The sequence below is a fragment of the Ochrobactrum sp. BTU1 genome (assembly GCA_018798825.1).
GTDB lineage: Bacteria > Pseudomonadota > Alphaproteobacteria > Rhizobiales > Rhizobiaceae > Brucella.
Map to the genome: position 1 here is coordinate 553,057 of CP076357.1, position 20,166 is coordinate 573,222.

Sequence of the window (20,166 nt, forward strand, 5' to 3'; positions counted from 1 at the left end):
CCAAGCCCCTGATTGACGAGTTGGCGCAGTTGCTGATCGATCAGCTGGTTCTCAAAATAGGCGTCTCCCAGAAACGGGATTTCCCGATCAGGCTTATAACCGATGCGATTGATAAAATAGCCCGAGCCATAAAACTTGCCGACATCGAGGAACTCAGCGCGGGTCTCATAAAGGAATAGCTGTCCTGGAACTGTGCCGCGATCACGCGCAGTTGCGCTCTCACCTGAAAGACTCCATCGCAGCCTACAATTTCAGACGAAGGCTAAAGACCCTTCGAGGCCTTACGCCTTACGAGTTCATCTGCAAACAATGGACAAATCAACCGGAACGTTCACACTCAATCCGATCCATCAAATGCCGGGACCGAACATCTAATATCCAACTATAAGTCAACGACACATCAAAACCATTCTAGATCACTATCGGCTTATAAGAAAATGCCTTATTTATGATTTCATCCGGTGTCATTTCTGGGCCATCTGGAAAGAAAACATAGTCCGTGATTGCAGGATCTGGACTCATTTCCGATAGGCGTTGAAATATATTATCAACCTCCTCCTCACTAAGTACGTCACGATTTGAGTAATACTCAGTAAGGAGCTGAAGAGCTTCTGTTTTTCTATCAATGGCCATTTATTTACCGCGAATATGGTTAAGGGGTGTTCTAATAACGATATTATTCATATCGTAAACGCCACCCGCATTCTGAATTTCCTGATTATGATCCAGTTCATATCTCTGACGCTTACCAACTTGTTGCGTCGATGGTGCAAATGGAGCGTTTCCTTTCCGCATTTCAGATAGATTAGCGGTTGAGAATTGTTTATTCAACACGGGATCGTTTGCTGCAGCCTTCCAGAACTCTTCTCGGAAATGATCGAAATTGCGGAACTCTCTTCCAGCAAGCTGTTCTGCAATCTGGCTCGGTACCTTTCCTGCATTTCCATTGCTGCCTTTGAGCCAAGTGACACCATCGTTGATTAACGGGAGGTTACCGCCATACGATGCAACTCCCGGCTCTAATCGCTTCGCAGATCCAACCGTTGAGGGGGTCGGTAACAGTTTAATGCTCTTCGCCGCCTGCTCAAGGGCATTTTCGACTTGCTTTGTTGCAACAGCCGCGCTGCCTAATGTTAGCGATCCGCCACCAAGCGCCTCACCCGCAGCCATCTCACCTAAAGCAATACCAGCTTCGTTAAGACAGACCAGATTCGCCAGACATGCGGCTATTGTTGGCGACGCTTCCGCTAGGGGCCCTGCTGCCAAGGCGACAATAGTCATTATTCGAGCTGTACTGACGTTATTTGCAACCGTATCGGCGTGAGCATTCGCATAGCCGTTCAGTGTGTTCGCAAATACAAGACGGTCTTCCGCGCTCATGTTGGAGCTGGCTACCTGGACAGCCGCTACGATCTGATTGAGCTGCCCTCCAGCAAGGCCATTAATCCCAGCAACTCCCGTCTGAAACAGACCCTTTGCAAGGTTTTCAGCCGCGCTGTTTATTGCACGGTTTCGCTCGGCTTGAGACAATCCTGTTTGTTGCGAAATTCCATTTAGCAGAAACGCTGCGTCCAACGTTGCGGTACTAGAATTATATGCCAGGTGCATCAAGCCATTGAACTGACTTGAATTGGTTTTCCTTAGTTCCTGTAGTTTCTCCTTAGAATGCTGGCTCAATCCTTCGAGCTGCTGCGCAATGGCATCGCCTCCCTGACGATAGGCAGCTGCTACGTTGAAATAGGAACTGAATTCGGGGGTGTTGGGGACGATTCCTGAGTTTCGCAGGTCATTCAGATTGGGGCTGCAGAGAACATAATATGACATCTGCTGCTGCAAGCGCCCCTGCGCATCGGTAAGTTGCTGCAACTGTAAAGCTGTCAGGCTTCCACCAGTCGCCAGAATATTGTTAAGCGTCTGGATTGTGCTCAGATTCTCTCTAATTTGCTGTTCAGCACTGGCGAGGATGCCTTGTCGAGCCGCCTCGTAGGCTTCTGAGCCTATCGTCTTGCCAGCCAATTCGCCCTTGAATCGGATGGTACAGCCGTTAGCCGCATTAGCCCGTCCAACAACAAAATCCCACAGACTTCCATTTTGAGGACCTGTGCAAACGGCCAGTGAGTCTGGGTCGATATCCTCCAGTCGCCTTGCAAGCTCTCGCGCTTCGCGGGCGCTGTTTTCGTTCAACGTGCCCTTTTCGACCAAGCGGTCAATATAACTAACTGTCTTTTCCGCGAGGTCTCTCACGGCTTCGAGACTGGTATCAGACAAATAGTACTCGATCTCGACATGCTTATCCTTGGTGATCTCGTAGGCTTTGTCAGGATCACGGTTAAGGGCTGCGAGGTCTTCGGTCTGGCCAGATGCTTCAAGCTCTGCCTGTTTGTCCTTGTCTCTAATGATGATCTCGCCCGGTCCGACCGTTGCGCGCACTTCCTGCCGCGTATCGTCGAGCTGATAGGTGCCTTCCGCCGTTGTTTTTGGCTGCGACGTCTGATCCGGCTGCTGCTGTTTGTTGCCGTCAGCATCCTTCGGTGTCAGGTCGATATTGGCCTGAATGTCAAAGCCTTCATATTTCTTAGAGCCGGAGAAATCCTCATGAGTGAGCGTACCAGTATCGAGCGTCAGATCGCCGCTTTCTGAGATGATCTTGCCTGCACCAAGATGCGTATTGCCTTCGACGTACACATCCATCTCGCTCTTGGAAACGAGGCCGGACTGTTCGCCGATCCAGTTGGTTTCACCTGATCCTGTGCCATAGCCCGGCGAAACACCCGTGACCTTTGGCATTCCTCCGGTCAATGAACCGCTGACGCCAAACGAAGTCGACTTGTTCGAGCTTTCACCGGTGTCAGGAACCGAGATGATGTTGAGATCACGCCCGACATTGGCGGTGATAGTCTCACCTTCGACGACAGCACCCTTCAGATTCGTGTCACGACCGGATTCAATATTGATGTTTACCTGAGCCGGTGACGTGGGTGTTAACCTGCGTCGTGCCTTCGCTGTTCGACTTGCCTGAACTGCCATTCACGCTTCCGTTGACGCCAAAACCTACTGCGTTCAATGACACTCCGGCTGACACACCGACACTTGCACCAGCAGACTTGCTGGACGAGGATGAACTGTTGGTTGCCTGCGCACTTTCGAGATTGATATCGTTGCCGGCTTTCAGGCTGATATCGCCGGCACCACCAGAAAGCAGACCATTTTCGTCATAGCCCGCAACAATCTGTGCGCCATGGCTGTTGATGTCACCCGATTTGGCTTCAATGGAAACACTGTTGCCACCGCGAATGCCTGTAACGACCGGAACCGAGCTTGCTGCACTTTCCTTCGATTTCGAATATTCAAAACCGATGCCAACCGACGCGGAGGCTATGTTGCCATAGTTGCCGTTGGCATCCGGCATCACCATAGATGAGAGATTGTTGATCGCATCATAAGCTTTAAGGCCAGCAAAGCCTGCATTGGCTGCGGAATACCCGTCTGACACATTGGCAACCTTGCCAGCCGCATCAGCAATACTTTTGGCCGAACTGACAAGACCGGTGGAAACTGTCGCGGTTATGCCCGCAAAGAGCTCCTCGTGCATATGCTCGTAATTGGTCTTGTCCTGAGCCGCGAGAAGATTGACATCGCGCTCCGCGGTAATGGCAACATCATTTTCGGCTTCAACAAGTGCGGCTTGAAGGTTCGCATCGCGGCCCGCATTGATGATGACGTTGTTGCCAGCTTGTAGACTGGAGACAGCATTGGTCTCAGCACCTTGCTTCGTTTCGTCTTTCGACGAACCAAATCCGATGCCGATGGAAGCGCTGCCTTCGCTGGACTTCACCTGAACACCGAAGCCTGAGCGCTTTTCCTTGTCTTCGGACGCGTAGCTTTCCGCACCGGGCAGAATATTAACGTCACGCGCCGCATCGAGCGCGATGTCGTTTCCGGCTTCAACTCTCGAGCCTACAATATTAACATCACTCTCGCGGGCTTTGATGGAAACATCATTTCCAGCCGAAAGCGCAGAACCGACATTTGCGACAATGTTCTCGCTGCTGCTTTTCTCTTCCTTGCCCCAGATCGAGTAGAAGCCGTCGCCTGAGCCCGCACCAAGCCCGGACTTCTTGGATGAAGACGAGGCATCGTGGCGTTCCTGCGCACCTATGATCGAGACACTGTCACCTTCGATCGCGATATCGTCGCCAGCCGTGACCTTGGAACCTGCAATGACGACATTATCGCCAGCATTGAGGTTCACATTGCCAGAAGCACCAAGCTCGGATGCAACAGTCGTTTCATCGTAAGTATGGCTCTTGTCACTCTTCTTCGACAAAAGGCCTGATTTTGATTTGGATGCATCTGTTTCAACGGTGTCTTTGCCGGATGCGATAATCAGATCGCCACCGGCATCGATATTGAGATCAGCCTTGTTATCTGCCGTTCCCGCCTGAATGTTTGAGGCAGAGATCGTTGTATCGTTGCCTGAAGCGATATCGACGCCGCCGCCGCCGCTGATCGATGATCCAACAGCGGTCTCCGTGTCCGTGCGGCTATGGCTTTCCTTTTTGCTGAGAATGCCCTTTGAACTCGTATCAAGCTGAGAATAGCCGGTATCGCGGGCTTCAGCGATCGTAACATTGTCGGTTGCGCTGAGATCGACCTTGCCTTTGGCATCTATCTTCGAGCCGATAATGTTGAGATCATGGGAATTATCGGCATCCGTCTTGTCGCCGGCTGCAACACTGACCGAGCCGCCAGAACTGATTTCCGAGCCAATATGCGTTTCGGAACCCTGCTTGACTTCGGAGCCGATTGTTTCGGTGCGCTGTTGGGCAACCGTGATGTTGATATCGTCCCTGGCTTCGAGGCTGACGTCACCGCCGGCCTTCACCTTTGAACCTGATATCAGAATATCGTCGCCAGCTTTGATGGACGTGTCACCACCAGACGACAGGTTGGATGTTTGCGCAAAGGTGGAATCGGTCTGCGACATGCGGGTGCCAGCGACGCCATTGACCTTCTTCTCAACACCTGCCGCAACAACATTGACCGAGCCCGCTTCTGCTTCAATGCCAAGATTGCCACCGGCTGCAACACTCGAGCCAATAACGTTCACATCCTGTTTGGCGGTGATCGTCGTGTCTTTGCCCGATTGAACAGTGGTGCCAATCACATTGTCGGAACCATTATTGGTCGCTTTTGCCGTGTCGAGCGTTACACTTTGCCCGCTGAACGCGCCGACATGCCTTCCCCTGACGCAGCCAGAGCGCGGCTACGCAGATCATCACTGAAAGCCCGGGTCATATTGCCTCCAACCAAATCACCAGTCGGAGCGATGGAATCAGAATTCGGCGACCAAGGGAATCCTCAACGCGATTCCGCGTTCAATGGACGCGCTCTAGAAAAACCTGTGTAAATTCAGGTGAAACTCAACAGCCCATACTTCAACCCTATAAAGAAGGCTTTATCCAAGTTGAAAGCCCTTTTGCCTTGGTGACTATTACATTCGAAAAGCTTCACCGCTCGATATAGCTAGGGCACGATTTATATGCTCCATACCTATATATGGAGCAAATCCCAGATGCTCTCCATTTCGAAATCCATCATGATAAATCTGAAGTTTCTCAACATCCCCTAATATTGCTAAGGCGGCCAAATGCCATATTGGCCGGGCCCCAGGAGCGCTCGTCGGAAGCAAAGAATACTCCTTCAACGCGTTTTCTAAGTTCTGGCATTGTGCCCAAATCAACGCCGAATCCGATGCTTCCTTTACATTATTAACGGTCAGATTTTCGGCTCTTACATCAATATTCTTCAATGACCGGACAAGTGGATAATAGGATTTATCTTCTCCGAATATTATCGAACAAGCATCAGAGAATTTATCCGTCGATAAAGAGAGCATCCCGCCTATTTTCTGCTGACCCCGAATTTTATCGAAGCTGAAAATCCACTGAACAACACGGTCTTCAAGAATATAATTCGCAAAAGCGTTGTTTAATTCATCCTCATCTATGATCCATCCAAGTGACAGGATTGTCGGTTCAAGTTGATCTTCTTTCATTCTCCTACTCCTGTAAAATTCTTAATTTCAATTGGTATCCCATTCGGGTAACCTTGGTTTTTCAACGGCATATTGGGAATCAACCCGAACTCGCGTGCCACTTTTCCTCTAGGTATCGCGTTACCATCTTTTATTTGCGGATAGATTTCACTTTGCCTTATCGAAAGGCCAGCATTACCGGTTTTAACTTCTATAATGCTTATTTCCCATCCGGGGCTTCGTAAATGATGTCTCGCTGCGGATCGACCGGCTCACCGCGGACGTTCCCTAAAACGCTGAGGAGCTGGTTCTCGATCTCTATCGCCGGATGCCGTCCGTCCGGATCACAGACATCTTGCTGGAGGTCGATGAAGCGGTCGGCTTCTCCGACGCGTTCTCCCACCTGAGAACCGGAGCCCCGTGCAGCGACCGGGTCGGCTTGCTGAATGTCCTGCTTGCGGAAGGGCTGGATCTCGGCCTTCGGAAAATGGCGGAAGCCTCGAACACCCATGATTACTGGCAGCTGTCGCGTCTTGCACGTTGGCATGTCGAGAGCGAGGCCATGGACCAGGCGCTGGCGATGGTCGTGGCCTCGCAAGGGAAGCTGCCGATGTCCCGGTTCTGGGGCATGGGAACGACGGGATCTAGCGATGGCCAGTTCTTCCCTTCGGCACGACAGGGCGAGGCCATGAACATGATCAACGCCAAATACGGCAATGGACCCGGTCTGCTGAAAGCCGACACCCACGTCAACGACCAGTTCGCGCCGTTCGCCTCGCAGACTATTCCCGCGACGGTGAGTGAAGCGCCGTACATTCTCGATGGCCTGTTGTTGAATGAAGCAGGCAGGCAGGTTGGCGAGCAATACGCTGATTCAGCGGGGTTTACCGATCATCTGTTCGGGACCAGTGGAATGCTCGGCTACCGGCTCATCCTGCGCATCCGCGATTTGCCGTCAAAACGGCTCTACGTGTTCAACCCCGCAGCAACGCCTAAGGATTTACGCGGCCTGGTCGGCGGCAAAATCCGCGAAGAACTGATTGTGGCAAACTGGCCTGATCTGTTCCGGTGCGCCGCCACCATGACCGCCGGCAAGATCAGGCCGAGCCAGTTGCTCCGGAAACTTGCCCCCTATCCCCGGCAGAACGATTTGGCGACCGCACTTCGGGAAGTCGGACGCGTCGAGCGCACTCTCTTTATTGTAGAGTGGATTCTCGACACCGATATGCAGCGCCGCGCCCAGATCGGCATCAACAAGGGCGAGGCCCACCACGCACTCAAGAATGCCTGACTCTTGTCGCCGATACGTCCCTTTCCGGCTTGCGGGTTGCTCGTGAGTTGGACCGGATCATCGAAAGACGTGGCAAACCGAAGATGATCGTCAGTGACAACGGCAGTGAGTTCACCAGTAACGCAATCCTGCATTGGGCGGATCGGACCAAAGTGGAATGGCACTATATAGCGCCTGGCAAACCGATCCAGAACGCCTTCATCGAAAGCTTCAATGGACGGCTACGAGACGAGCTCCTGAATGAAACGCTCTTCTCGTCACTGACCCATGCACGATCAGCGCTTTTAAACTGGCGCAGCGATTACAACGATCATCGACCACACTCTGGACTCGGCTGGATGACGCCTGCCGAGTTTGCTCAGACAATTAACCCGCGACGTGGTGCGGTGCTGCGCAGCCGGAACGGCTCCGCACCGCAACCCGCCGCTACCGCCACGAATACAGCAACCCAAAACCCCTGGAGCGAACTCAAAACTGGATAAAACTTGGGGGCAACGTCACTGACAACGTGACTGCCGCAATATTGCGATCGTTCTGCGTTCGTGCTTAAATTTGGCCAAAATCACAGCTTCGAGCCGACAGGGCCAATAAAACGGTCTGCGTTTTTCTGGGTTTTTGCACTCAAATTGGCTTGCTTATCTGCTCCTGGCGTACCGCATCCACTGACCGCTATCGCGATCCCCACCGCAAAAATTCCCCGCATGATATTCTCCTTTTTCATAAGACCCGTCATGACGCCGTGAAATTCCTACGACATTGTTTTTTCGCAGGTCATTAATCATCCTCTGGGGAACCGCTCCTTTTTGGGGATTTCCAGTGTGAACGTCGCATTAAGATTCAGTCCTCTAAGTTCAACTGGAGTTGACCTCACGAATGTTATAGTCGATCCGGAGGGATACTTACTTGCTGCATCTGATATGCAGGACATCACAGTAGAAACCGAGATTTCACACTAGCTGCAGGAATCGCATTGCAACACCTTGTCAACAGGACCTGATATTGTTGCACCAGTAAATGCATATCAAGGAGCCACCCGAATCGCTTTATCAAACTCTCCCGTCAACTTCATTTGCGTCCAAGTATTGAACAGTTCCGATAGACTATTTGAATTTTTACTCCCTCGAGAAACCCCATATGCTTGGACAACCATCATTCGAGTTGGATTGAACACCCGCTTCTGGAACGGCGACAAAACCGGTTGGCCATAGTCCACCGAATCTTTACGACCCCATGTCTGTGTCCAATTCAAATCGTCGAATTTCTTCAAAAAAACCTGACTTAAATACATTCCTACATCTAGTGCCACGGAGAACGTTTTATTTGTTAGTTCCTCCTTCGGCACCTCTATCGGAAACTTTAAACTACTAACTATTTCTTGCAGTTCAGACTCAGTACGTTGCCGCGTTTCGACAACTGATGCAAACCATTCCCCCAGCGGCAATAGCGTTTCTGGCGCGTAATCGAAAGAGACCGACTTGTACTTCTCCTTCTTACGAATTTCATTGACAAGAATCTCAGTTCTATCCGTGATACTACCTATGTACCAGTCGTAGTATATCTTCAGCTCTTTCCGAGTTCTTTCAGAAAAGACAGGGGCGATTGGCAAAGAGTTAAGTTTATATTCCATTGTGAATTTCAACCTTAATTCCATTACTTTCCAGTAATTTTTGCAACTGCTTGGACGGTCCGCCTCTGTTCGTTACGGGGCTTACAAAGAAGTGCCAAACCACTGCTTCCACGTCACTAACCGCCATCAACTCAACATCTTTCTGAACCTGCCTTAGCACAGAGGAAGTCAAACTTGTGTATCCGAGCTTTGATTCGTGAGCAACACCTGCAACAAGCTGATCAACATATCGCCCTCCGTCCGACGTTGGGAAGTAAGCTTGCGACTGTCCTCCCAATTTTTTTAGGTAATCTTCACCCAGCTTCCCAGTCCAACCAATGGTATTCTTTTCAAGTTGTTCGGCGATCTTTGTAGCGGCAGCCGCTGTTAGCATACCCCCGGAGGCTGCGCACGTGACTGTTGCTGCGCAATCGAGTGCTTCGGTGACGATCGCTGTACACGATGCAGCGTTTGCCAAACAGTATGCATATACCTCTGGTCCAACAACTACGCCAACGGCGGTTAGTACAGCTAAAGCACCGACGCCGGCTGTAATCTGCTGATCCTTGATGAGCGCCTGCTGGTAAGCGCCGCCAATTTCATTGGCTGGGATTTTCCCCGATACAGCATCGTTCAGCACTCCTAACAATAGAGAGTCGGCTGTATTTACGGTGCTGGTTCCAAGAATATTTGCTTGTAAACCATACTCAACATCAACCGCATTTTTTAGATCGCTAAGTCCTTTGACACAAGCCTCGCTCGTCATCGCTGCAGCGCAGGCTTTCATCAACGCCGCATTGTTAGTATCGGATAGACTCCGATAGTACGTAGTACTTTCTTCTAGATTCTGCTCTAGCCCCGCAAGTGTCTCTCCACTACATGTCGATGCTACCTGCGACTTACATTCGGCAATCGCTTTGAGAAGTCCGGCTCGCTCAGCATTGGCCTCCTCCATTTCCTTATGGGTTAAATAGTTATTTTGATAAGCGTTTCCTGCATATGCGGCACCGGTTCCCCCCGCCGCAGCGCCGGTCACGCCTGCGTCCTTCACAAATTGCGCGACGAGCTTGTGGATTTCTGGCGCGAGCATCGCTGATGATGCTCCACCAAGCATGCCGGCAAGCATTCCGTTAAAGTCGGTGACGCCTCCAAGAAGTCCGCCCGCGATAGCGTGCAGGATGGCAGGCCCGGTTCCGCCGTCTTTCCAAAACTCATATTCTTCGATTTGCCCGTTATCCAGAGCGGCCTTAGCCTTAGCGGTCGCATAATCTCCGATCATCTTGGCCGCTTTGGCAGTTGCGTCGTCGTAAAGTTGCTGCGTCTTCAGCTGCTCACTGAGGAGTTTCTGAAGGTCCGGAATGCCGGGCAGCGAGGTATTGGTATCTGTCGTATCGCGCCGGAGATCATCAACGTTCTGCTGCTGATTGTCGGGATTGGTAATGATGATCTCGCCTGGAGAGATTGCTGAAAGCGCCTTGCCTGTTTCGCTTTCACCTTCCTTGATCGGCGGCGAGACGAGTGGGCCACTTGCGCCGAAGCCACCGCCATAGGTGTCAGCTTTCCATTTGGAATGCGTGTCGAGATCCTCGAACTCAAGCGTTCCGGTTTCAAGACGATTGTTTTCAGGATCGGCCTCGCTCGTGATCAGACCACCGGTCAGCTTGGTGTTGCCGTCGACCTTTATGTCGAAGCCACCTTCGCCGGCATGAATGCCGGATTGTTCCGAAACGATTGCCGCATCACCCTTGGCTGTCTGATAAGATCCGGAGATGCCGCCGCTTGTCTGGCCCTGAGCGTTCGTTCCAACACCACCGCTGACATTGACCTGATTGGCCTTGGCTGTCGCAGTATCGAGCTGACTTTCAATGTTCAGATCGCCGCCAATATCAGCAATCACGGTCTCGCCGGAAACCGTCGCACCCCGCAGGTTTGTGTCATTGCCGGAGTTGACATAGACAGTTCCGCTGCCTGTCACATGCGTGTTGATGTTGGTGAGAGTGGTATCGTTGCCTTTCCCCTGACCGTAGTTGAAGTTCACGCCAGGGTTCAGGAGATCAATAGAAACTCCGCCAGAGACATTCTTGCTGGAGTTTTCAGTGGTTGCTTTGGCACTTTCCAGATTGATGTCATTGCCAGCAATGAGCCCAATATCACCACGCCCACCTGTCGGAAGCCCGTACTGATCATAACCGGCGCTCACCTGCGCACCGACCGCATTGATATCGCGGCCTGCTTCGATGATGACTGTATCGCCATCGCCCACGTTTCACGTGACTAGACGAAGGCATCATTTTCGAAGTAAAAAACCGCCGCATCACACATGTCGAAAATAGTGGCTCCCGGGCGGTTCCTGAGCAAATTCTCTTTCACAGACACAAGGTCTTGAACTGAAAGAAACTCCACCATATCCAGGCGCTCAACCGGTTCAGGCGTAAAATCATCGGAACCCAATTCAGCATTGTCGGGGTTAAGGACCAGACACTTTGTTTTGGAATCTCTAACATCTGTCCTCTCAATATAAACCCATTCCTTCCAAGAATATTGGGCCAAGTTTCGAAAGACTTTTTCCAAATCTGTTAACATTATTCTTTTCCCCACTGCAAGTATCCACCGGTCCCACCAGGATGCGGGTTTTCTTCAACAGGATCCGGCGCTGTATGATGTTTACGCGAAACAAGATGCAGTTGTTCTGGCTGATCTTTGTGATGCCAAGTAACATCTGTGTCCTGAAATGAATTCGACATCCTATATCTTCGCACATCGCGGTGCCGGGAGGAGATGCCCTCCATCACATCAGGTCAGCGCCGGCCAAATTTTTGCAACGGAACCCAGATTCATACACATTCAACAGATTCTGCAACCACATGAACTACTTTATTCAAAGATTCCCAAAACATTACAAAATGTCTGCACTGTCGGTTTACCTTTGATGAGTCCCAATAACTTGCCCAAGATTTGCTGAGTTCCGATTGGCTAGCCTCTATTACAGCACCCGTCACAAAATCTCCAATGTCATACTTTCCGACCTGGGTTACGCCCGGGAATGCTCCTACCGCCCAGAATGAAGTATCTTTAAACCTGAGAGTTTTTTTCTCCTCTTCGTATTCATTTCCACGGTAGATAACAATCACTTCTAGAAAACGTCTATTGTAAGCAAAAGCTATTTCGTCTTCTCCATCGCTCGGCAACCATTCGTTCAAATCGAAAATTATTCTAGCCGTCATAATCCTTTCACCTTCTCCTCACATTGAAAATTTGCCCACAAACAGAAGAAGATGCTAAATTGCCTCACCAATTGGTAGGTACCATTGGACCTCCGGCACCGTAACCTTAACTTTGATGTAAGTCTCAGCGGCGGATAAGAGGGCATGCATGTCAATCGTTCCCCGCTCTATCACAGCCAGCACGAAGGCTTGAACAATCGGGCCGAGATTTCTCATCATCCGGTAAGACGTCGATAGCGGCGCATAGGCGCTTCAAGTTGACAGGACACTTGCAGTGTTTGGTATCCATTCGCGACCCGAGCTACAACCTTCATCATTTTTCTGGCGGCCGCTTCACATCTGCATTCATCGCGAATTGCGCCAAGCTGCAAACACTGTCTGACGCGATATTGCCGGCTTGTAATCTGCGCACTCACTACATCATAGATCAACGCGCATCTGCACACAGGTTAAGGATAAGGCTTAGACTTATCCTAGGGGCAAGATGGCGTTGATAGCAACACGTTGTTAACAGGGCCTAATTTAAGTGCACCCAAGATTGATGATTAGTGGCGAAGGAGATATATTTGTCGCTTATTTATGAAATTCCCTGTATGTAACTCTTCCAGTCTTCAGATCAAGGTCATACGTGTTTCCGCTAAATGAAGTCAGTTGAATGCAACTTGACTCTTCCCGAATCCCCACAAAAGTGTCTCTATTACTTTTCCAATATTGGCTCCTTTCCATGCCATTTACAGTCCAGATTTCTGTTCCCAGATGATCAAACAACTGAACATTCTCCCAAACTCTTGGATTACTCTGTTCAGTCAACTCTCCCCATTGAAAAACGACGAGAAGCTTTCCATCAATTTCAATTATTTGTCGCGGTTTATGTCGAAACTTCATGGCAACTTCACAGGGTTGTTGAACGCTGTATCGGGGAATCTCGTTAAAAGTTCAAACTGGGTCCCGCCACCACTCCCGCCAAAATTTCCCGAATTAACTGTTCCTGTCCGAATTATCGTGCCCTCAGGGGGCGTCTCAACTGTTATATGTAAGGGTATAAGTGGAAGATCAAATTTATCGGCTATTTGCTGTGGTGAAAGCCCCTTATTATAATCCAACGTCATTATCCATTGCCCACCTTGGTCCGTCTTGCCTTCCGTGTATACTCGTACGTACGTACTCTTGCCATCAGCATAATCGTCGATCATCTTGGCCGCTTTGGCGGCTGCGTCGTCGTAAAGTTGTTGCGCCTTCAGTTGCTCACTGAGAAGTTTCTGAAGATCAGGTATTCCGGGGAGCGACGTATTGGTATCGGTTGTGTCGCGCCGCAGATCATCAACGTTCTGCTGCTGACTGTCCAGATTGTTATTGATGATCTCGCCCGGAGAGACTGCTGAAAGCGCCTTTCCGGTTTCGCTTTCACCTTTCGCGGTTATGCCCCCAAAAAGCTCCTCGTGCATATGCTCGTAATTGGTCTTGTCCTGAGCTGCGAGAAGATTGACATCACGCTCCGCGGTAATGGCAACATCATTTTCGGCTTCAACAAGTGCGGCTTGAAGGTTCGCATCGCGGCCCGCATTGATGATGACGTTGTCGCCAGCTTGTAGACTGGAGACAGCATTGGTCTCAGCACCTTGCTTCGTTTGGTCTTTCGACGAACCAAATCCGATACCGATGGAAGCGCTGCCTTCGCTGGACTTCACCTGAACGCCAAAGCCTGAACGCTTTTCCTTGTCTTCGGACGCACAGCTTTCCGCGCCAGGAAGGATATTGACGTCACGAGCCGCATCGAGCGCGATTTCGTTTCCGGCTTCAACTCTCTAGCCTACAATATTAACATCTGTCTCGCGGGCTTTGATCGAAACATCATTCCCAGCCGAAAGCTCAGAGCCGACATTGGCGACGATGTTCTCGCTGCTGCTTTTCTCTTCCTTGCCTCAGATCGAGTAGAAGCCGTGGATGAGGTGTTTCCATTCGAGCTGACGCAGTGCAACACCTGACCAGTATAAACTTCAATTGAAACTGCAAAGAAAAAACTATCCTTTTCCCGTGTTAGAATCGAAGCTGAAAATCGGACAGGCTCCATCTTTTTTTCCAACCAAACTGATTTCCTTCGCGCCTTCAACACCATCTACGTGCAAAAGAACCTTCATTTCTTTGTTTTCGAAACTCTCTAGTTCCCTAATTAGCTGCTGCACTGATTTACCCCTCGAAGACCATTCTTTTGCTTTTTCTATCATCTCAGTCTCCTCAGGATCGCACATTGTGTCCGGCAAACTGATCGCGCGCCATCGCAATACATCACTCTGTCGCGCATCTGAAGGCTATCATTGGTCAGTTCCTAACCTCATCATTCTTACACTTATCCTCATCGATTCTGGAATGATCACTTGTTTATCTACTAAAATGCACCACAACAACTCCCATGCAACTCCGTACTCTTGATGGTTTATATATTCTTGTACATCTTTATGGTCTTTATCATCGATGTATTCACTCACTTTATTAAGAGATTCAATCAAAAGACTTTCAATCTTCTGAAAATTTTCGGAATTTTTTGAAGTCATAACTACGGATTCCTAGGTACATTTGTAGGAAATGCGGTCACAACACCACCCCCCTTTGAGGCTGGTTCTATGACGACCCTGATTTTAACATTATCAACTACAGCTTCTTTCACGATACGCTGATTATATTGTGTTGTCCCGATGATATTGGGATTCTTCGCGATCGCATCCACTTCATCCAGTATTCGTTGTGATGTCCAGCTCTTGGGAAAGGGGCTTTTACCTGGACCACCAGGCCACAAATACCCACCCCTGTACCATTACCATGCAGGATATGTGTGGCGCGGGCGGATGAGATCAGGCCTTTCCCGGCGATTCCAGAACTATTATCGGCTCCCCCATCGCAGCGGCTGCCATAATACCCATGGCATCAAGACCCTCATCATAGAGCTCATCAATCTTCTCAGAAAATGATAGAGATGGATTATTCCAGGTAGCGCTCAATTCTGCAGACTTGGCTAGGCTACTTCGATTAGAGACTGATTTGATGCATAGAGTAATGCTCCATTGCGCTTGCAATTTTCACCAGTATTATCTGATTACGCGACATAGGAAACCAGTGAAGCCAGAACGCCGCTGGCAAAGTTAGAACCATAGAAAGTGGACGAAAGACCAGATTGGATTACGCCGTCTTGAATGGTCTCCAGGACCCGGTCAAGGTCAGGTTGCCACTGTTAAAACCCTGGATCAGGTTTCGAGTAACCTGCCTGGTATCAAAGCCCAGAGTGCCGAGTTCGATAACCAGTGGTAAGCCCGGCCGAAAAGCCAAAAAAGGCTGCTGCCGAAGGTAAATATAGAATTACCCTTGTACACAGTTATCCATACCGAGATCCCTGCACATCCAACCAAGCTTTGTAGTCGAAATACCTGGCATCATAGCAAGTTTCCAAGCTTCTAAATATTCTGGATTTGGCGAGAAAATCTTACCATCTTCTTTGATACTATTCTCCACATTTCCAAATCGGATAATAAATTCTAGATGATGGACAACCATTGTCCGAAGTATGTTCGAATTTGTGTCCATTTTATTAAAATAATCTATGTCCGCATACTCATTCTCTCCACGCATCATCGCTAGGAGATCGTTTGCGTGCCCATTTATTATGAGCCAGTCAATCATTTCGGCTGGTGTACATGGCATGTTAATATCCAAACTTAAACTGAGGGAGCGCACCATGCGATATTTCGACAGTTTTGAAACCCATTAATTGCATTGATTTACCCAAAGGTGTTCCCCAAGCTGCTTCCGTAGCAGTTCTTCCTGAAGAAATTAGGTCGTTATAAGCTTGGAGATTTGATTTACCAAAGCTGCCTGACACCGTCTTTACGTTGTTAACACCTGCGAGCTCAATTGCGTTAGAAATGAGTTCCGTTCCGATTTGTTGCCCCCTCACATCCGTTGTATAGAATTTAATAAGTAAGTCACCGTTTGTAAATTGTGCGGTCAATTCAGCGCGTTGATATGGCTTAGGATGGCCGAAAATAGTTAAATCTACTTGTTCTAATCCTGGATAAGATTTTATCTCATTTGCATATTCTGTATCTGTAGATTTAAACGGTTTGAAACCTCCAGTGGCTGCAGCTTCGTCCCCTTTGAGAGCTTCTTTGGCCGCACCAATTCCTTTGAGTTTAGCAAAAACTCCGATGATCTGCGCGAGTGCCCACGGGTCACCATCGCTTGCGGACTGCAGGATACTGGGAATCGCTGTCACGCCTGTAAAATCTTGGGTGATTGCCCGAATTGCCCAGTAGATTGCATTCTGATCTTCTCGGGGAAGGTTCTCGTAACCATCGGGCGCTAGAGCGTGTCCGCTTTACTCGGGGTCATATCCGCACGATTTGAAGTAGTTGGCGCATTCTTGTGGTTCGAACAGCGTGACGATTTGGCCAACGGTATTCCATAAGCCGTCGATCGTTCGCTCGGCTTTTGCGCGCAAGACGGCCTTGAGCTTAGCGAATGCCTTCTCGATGGGGTTGAAGTCTGGACTGTATGGAGGAAGGTAAAGCAACCGGCATCCGGCGTCTTCGATTGCGTGACGTACTCCTTCCGCTTTGTGTGCAGGCAGATTATCCATGATGACGATGTCGCCCGGCACCAAGGTTGGAATGAGAACCTGCTGGACATAGGCCTGGAATGCGACGCCGTTCATCGCACCGTCGAGGACCATGGGCGCGGTCATGCCAGATAGCCTGAGGGCTCCGGTAAACGTCGTCGTCTTCCAATGGCCGTGCGGGACCGATGAGCGGCATCTATCTCCGCAAGGGGCCCGTCCACGAAGCCGAGACATCTTCGTGCTCAGGCCGGGGTGAGTAGGCCGGAGGAGTTTCACCAGCCGGCCTCTCGCAGAACGGTGCGTGAACCTCTCGATTCACACCGCTCCCATCAGGTAAACGTGTTCGTTCCGAACGCCTTCCAATGTACGAACAGCCCCGGATTTTCCCGCGCCAACTTTCGCAAGAAGAGGCTGGCACGGGTTTTATGGGACTGAAAGCGCTTGAACTTTCGCCTGATCCAGGCCCTGAGTTTCTGATTGACGTAATCAGCCAGAGTGGACAGGGCCGAGCGGCTGTACCGTCCATAATAGGCAATCCATCCCCGGAGGAGTGGATTGATCTGTCGGGCGATTTCAGCCAGCGTCCCCGGCGTCTGCCGCGGGATGTTCAAGCTTTTGATCGTCGCTCGCATCGACTTCAGTGCCGTTGGGCTGACCGCAGGCGTGTAGCCACAGAAGAACTCGTCCCGCTGTGTATTCGCCACCCGTCGCGGCCGGAACTGATATCCAAGAAAGTCGAATGCGACATTCGGATAGGTTCCCCGGCGCCGTTGATCCTTGCAGTAAACGATCTTGGTCTTTGTCGGATGCATCTGCAGTCCGCACGCCGCCAGCTGAGAACCCAGCTCCACCTTGAGAGCTTTGGCTTGTTGCTCGTTCTGGCAGTGAACAAGACCATCGTCGGCATATCGACACCATGGTAGGTTGGGATGCGTCCGCGTCATCCACACATCGAATGCATAGTGCATGAAGAGATTTGCGAGGCAGGGACTGACGACACCGCCTTGCGGGGTGCCGCACGTTCGCGCAACGATCTCGCCATCCTTCTCCATCGGCGCTGCCAGCCATCTTCCGATGTAGAGCAGAGCCCACTTGCATGTGACGTGCTTCCTGACCGCCTTCAGCAAAAGATCGTGTGGAAGATTGTCGAACAGTCCTTTGATGTCGAATTCCAAAACCCAGTCATACTTCCAGCACCGCTGGCGAGTCACGCCGACGGCATCCAGGGCCGACTTCCCCGGCCTGTACCCATATGAGTCTGGAAGAAAGACGGAGTCCAAATCCGGCTCAATCATCTGTTTGACCACCATCTGCGCGATCCGGTCGCTGACCGTGGGCACACCCAAAACCCTCTCGCCTCCAGCCTTCTTTGGAATGGAGACGGCACGCACCGGTGGCGGAAAGTAGGCTCCGGACGACATCCGATTCCAGATCTTGTAGAGATTTCTCGCAAGGTCTTTCTCGAACATTTCCAAAGTCTCGCCGTCTACCCCGGCTGCGCCATGGTTGGCTTTGACCACTTTATAAGCTTCGTACACTTGCCGTTTCTCAATTCGAAACGGCTTGTCTGTCGTACTTTCCAAAGTCATCCTGTTTCCAGTTGTTTCAAACAATACGACCACCTGATCCGACCCCTTTGCTCCGACCCCATTACAGGGCCCTCGACGCTCTTACGGGTCGGTCCGCCCCAGTCTCCCGCATCGGTACTCTAGCCTTGCGGTTTGCGCCGCTTGAGCTTCTCCCTTGGCATCAGGAGCCTGGTTCCTGCAGTTCCGCGTGAAAGCCTATGTCCAAATCACGCCCCCTCTACGCCGGTCGCCGCCCGCCCGGTCATCAGGCATCTGGCGGACTTGTCCCAGGATGACGAAACGGTCCTGGTTTGGACGACACTTAGGTTCATAACGACGCGTCCTCGGAGGGTTCACTCTCGTTCGTCTTTTGAACATGCACCTGCTCGGATCTCGTCCGAACGTTTCATCCGACGCTCACCACCACGGCTCTTTACCGTAGCAGCTCGGACTGGTTTGAGACCTGCTCCTGAAAGCCGATCCCGGAGGGCCGTCCCCCATCATTCACGCAGCTTTACGCCACGGTCTTAGTTCATGTTGAACTCCTTCCGCTGCTCTGCAGCACACTTTCATCGATGAAGACAAGCCGCGCCGGATCGAGATTGAGTTGGTCGTCGAACCAATCCTGACGACGTTTCAGCAGGTCAGGACGCTCCTGCTCCAGTGCATGCGCGGTCTTTATGGAATGGCCCGCCCCTTTCGCCAGCGTCTGTTAAGATGCTGTCGTGTGCGAAGAAGAAAGGAACGAGCCAATGACTATTGTGATCCTTGGAGTTGATCTGGGCAAGACATCTTGTAGCGTCGTGGGTGTTGATGCAACTGGCTCAGTAGTTGCTCGCAGGACGATGCGTCGTCAGACGCTAATTAATTACGTAACGAAACTTCCGACTTGCGTTGTAGCGATGGAAGCGTGTTGTGGAGCTCATCATCTTGGTCGGCTGTTTGCGGCACAAGGCCACGAGGTTCGGCTGATGTCGCCAGAATATGTTCGCCCGTACATCAAGGCCCAGAAAAACGATGATCGGGACGCTGAGGGGATTGCCGAAGCTGCATCTCGACCGACCATGCGTTTTATCGATCTTAAGAGCCAGGAGCAACTGGATATCCAGACACGGCATCGGGTGCGTAGTCGCCTTGTGGCAGAGCGAAGGAATCTGATCAATCAGCTTCGCGCAATTCTGTTGGAACGTGGGATCATCTTCCCGGTCGGACGGAAAAAGCTCGAGATCGGCATGGATGCTCTGCTCGCAGAGAGCAACGAAATATTATCTCCACGTATGCGTCAGCTGGTTGGCGATTTGCGTGTGGAATGGAAGGGCCTCGATACGAAGATCGAAGCCTTGAATACTGAATTTATCCAACTGGCACGCAATGATGCGGCCATGCGTAGACTGACGTCTATCCCCGGCATAGGTGTGCTCAATGCTACGGCCCTGGTGGCTGCAGTGGGAGATGAAAGCAGCTTCAAGAAAGCGCGCGATCTGGGTGCCTGGCTCGGACTGGTCCCTAAACAGCCCAGCACCGGCGGCAAACCCCGGCTGCTTGGAATATCAAAACGTGGCAACACTTATTTACGCACTCTGCTCATTCATGGAGCTCGCGCAGCGTTACCGTCACTTTCGACAACCGACACGCCTCTGGGGGAATGGCTGAAGGCCATGATCGAGCGCGGCGTACACCGTAACGCCGTGGTTGTAGCGTTAGCAAATAAGTTGGCGCGGATAGCATGGGCTGCATTGCGCAAGGAAACTGGCTTTGAACGCAGCTACCCAGTGGCTGTGTAATAGGATCGGCTACATACAAGGAACGCGTAGCCAACGAAGTTTGCAGGAAG

At 50.9% G+C, this 20,166-nt stretch carries 17 protein-coding genes and 6 pseudogenes; 4 read left to right on the plus strand and 19 right to left on the minus strand.

All coding sequences use genetic code 11. The annotated features are described in order from the left end of the window. Positions 1-202 precede the first annotated feature (202 nt). Positions 203-375 (plus strand): annotated as a pseudogene (locus KMS41_26115) (IS481 family transposase). 36 nt (positions 376-411) lie between these two features. On the opposite strand, the gene KMS41_26120 reads toward KMS41_26115, so the two are convergent. The 3 genes and pseudogenes from KMS41_26120 to KMS41_26130 all read right to left on the minus strand — a co-directional run bounded on the left by KMS41_26120 (position 412) and on the right by KMS41_26130 (position 6,058). Next, positions 412-633: a hypothetical protein gene (locus KMS41_26120; GenBank protein ID QWK81305.1), complete on the minus strand. Its 222-nt coding sequence runs from the start codon at positions 631-633 to the stop codon at positions 412-414. Further along, positions 634-5,167: pseudogene (locus KMS41_26125) on the minus strand (hemagglutinin repeat-containing protein). 327 nt (positions 5,168-5,494) lie between these two features. Next, positions 5,495-6,058, minus strand: a complete 564-nt coding sequence (locus KMS41_26130; GenBank protein QWK81306.1) for a hypothetical protein — start codon at positions 6,056-6,058, stop codon at positions 5,495-5,497. Positions 6,059-6,272: 214 nt separating this feature from the next. On the opposite strand from KMS41_26130, the pseudogene KMS41_26135 reads away from it, so the two are divergent. Both KMS41_26135 and KMS41_26140 read left to right on the plus strand, forming a co-directional pair. Beyond that, positions 6,273-7,325 (plus strand): annotated as a pseudogene (locus KMS41_26135) (Tn3 family transposase). Continuing rightward, positions 7,313-7,810 (plus strand): annotated as a pseudogene (locus KMS41_26140) (integrase core domain-containing protein). The pseudogenes KMS41_26135 and KMS41_26140 overlap by 13 nt, the downstream one beginning before the upstream one ends. A gap of 80 nt (positions 7,811-7,890) precedes the next feature. Here the strand turns inward: KMS41_26140 and KMS41_26145 are convergent. The 16 genes and pseudogenes from KMS41_26145 to KMS41_26220 all read right to left on the minus strand — a co-directional run bounded on the left by KMS41_26145 (position 7,891) and on the right by KMS41_26220 (position 19,011). Continuing rightward, a complete protein-coding gene (locus tag KMS41_26145; protein ID QWK81307.1) occupies positions 7,891-8,061 on the minus strand; it encodes a hypothetical protein in 171 nt (56 codons plus the stop codon). Between the two features lie 288 nt (positions 8,062-8,349). Further along, positions 8,350-8,955 (minus strand): hypothetical protein, encoded by a 606-nt coding sequence (locus KMS41_26150; protein QWK81308.1) that lies wholly within the window; start codon positions 8,953-8,955, stop codon positions 8,350-8,352. Continuing rightward, a complete protein-coding gene (locus KMS41_26155) occupies positions 8,945-11,197 on the minus strand; it encodes a hemagglutinin repeat-containing protein (GenBank protein ID QWK81309.1) in 2,253 nt (750 codons plus the stop codon). The genes KMS41_26150 and KMS41_26155 overlap by 11 nt, the downstream gene beginning before the upstream one ends. Before the next feature lie 11 nt (positions 11,198-11,208). Next, on the minus strand, positions 11,209-11,517 hold the full coding sequence (locus KMS41_26160) for a hypothetical protein (GenBank protein ID QWK81310.1): 309 nt from the start codon (positions 11,515-11,517) through the stop codon (positions 11,209-11,211). Next, positions 11,517-11,678: an HNH endonuclease gene (locus KMS41_26165; GenBank protein QWK81311.1), complete on the minus strand. Its 162-nt coding sequence runs from the start codon at positions 11,676-11,678 to the stop codon at positions 11,517-11,519. Before KMS41_26165 ends, KMS41_26160 begins: the two co-directional genes overlap by 1 nt. Positions 11,679-11,768: 90 nt before the next feature. After that, positions 11,769-12,158 (minus strand): hypothetical protein, encoded by a 390-nt coding sequence (locus tag KMS41_26170; GenBank protein QWK81312.1) that lies wholly within the window; start codon positions 12,156-12,158, stop codon positions 11,769-11,771. Positions 12,159-13,039: 881 nt separating this feature from the next. After that, positions 13,040-13,942, minus strand: a complete 903-nt coding sequence (locus KMS41_26175; protein ID QWK81869.1) for a hemagglutinin repeat-containing protein — start codon at positions 13,940-13,942, stop codon at positions 13,040-13,042. A gap of 21 nt (positions 13,943-13,963) precedes the next feature. Then, on the minus strand, positions 13,964-14,050 hold the full coding sequence (locus KMS41_26180; GenBank protein QWK81870.1) for a hypothetical protein: 87 nt from the start codon (positions 14,048-14,050) through the stop codon (positions 13,964-13,966). 129 nt (positions 14,051-14,179) lie between these two features. Continuing rightward, positions 14,180-14,383: a hypothetical protein gene (locus tag KMS41_26185; GenBank protein QWK81313.1), complete on the minus strand. Its 204-nt coding sequence runs from the start codon at positions 14,381-14,383 to the stop codon at positions 14,180-14,182. 87 nt (positions 14,384-14,470) lie between these two features. Next, the gene (locus KMS41_26190) at positions 14,471-14,710 is read right to left on the minus strand and encodes a hypothetical protein (GenBank protein QWK81314.1); all 240 of its coding nucleotides are present in this window, start codon (positions 14,708-14,710) and stop codon (positions 14,471-14,473) included. Between the two features lie 2 nt (positions 14,711-14,712). Then, positions 14,713-14,952 carry an EndoU domain-containing protein gene (locus tag KMS41_26195; GenBank protein QWK81315.1) on the minus strand — a complete coding sequence of 80 codons (240 nt, stop codon included), beginning with the start codon at positions 14,950-14,952 and terminating at the stop codon, positions 14,713-14,715. A gap of 557 nt (positions 14,953-15,509) precedes the next feature. After that, positions 15,510-15,887: a hypothetical protein gene (locus KMS41_26200; protein ID QWK81316.1), complete on the minus strand. Its 378-nt coding sequence runs from the start codon at positions 15,885-15,887 to the stop codon at positions 15,510-15,512. Further along, positions 15,853-16,422 (minus strand): hypothetical protein, encoded by a 570-nt coding sequence (locus KMS41_26205; protein QWK81317.1) that lies wholly within the window; start codon positions 16,420-16,422, stop codon positions 15,853-15,855. The genes KMS41_26200 and KMS41_26205 overlap by 35 nt, the downstream gene beginning before the upstream one ends. Before the next feature lie 102 nt (positions 16,423-16,524). Next, positions 16,525-17,013 (minus strand): annotated as a pseudogene (locus KMS41_26210) (IS630 family transposase). Between the two features lie 80 nt (positions 17,014-17,093). Next, the gene (gene ltrA / locus KMS41_26215; GenBank protein QWK81871.1) at positions 17,094-18,353 is read right to left on the minus strand and encodes a group II intron reverse transcriptase/maturase; all 1,260 of its coding nucleotides are present in this window, start codon (positions 18,351-18,353) and stop codon (positions 17,094-17,096) included. Positions 18,354-18,897: 544 nt separating this feature from the next. Continuing rightward, positions 18,898-19,011: pseudogene (locus KMS41_26220) on the minus strand (IS630 family transposase). A gap of 73 nt (positions 19,012-19,084) precedes the next feature. Between KMS41_26220 and KMS41_26225 the strand changes: the two are divergent. Continuing rightward, positions 19,085-20,116 (plus strand): IS110 family transposase, encoded by a 1,032-nt coding sequence (locus KMS41_26225; GenBank protein QWK81318.1) that lies wholly within the window; start codon positions 19,085-19,087, stop codon positions 20,114-20,116. Positions 20,117-20,166: the final 50 nt, after the last annotated feature.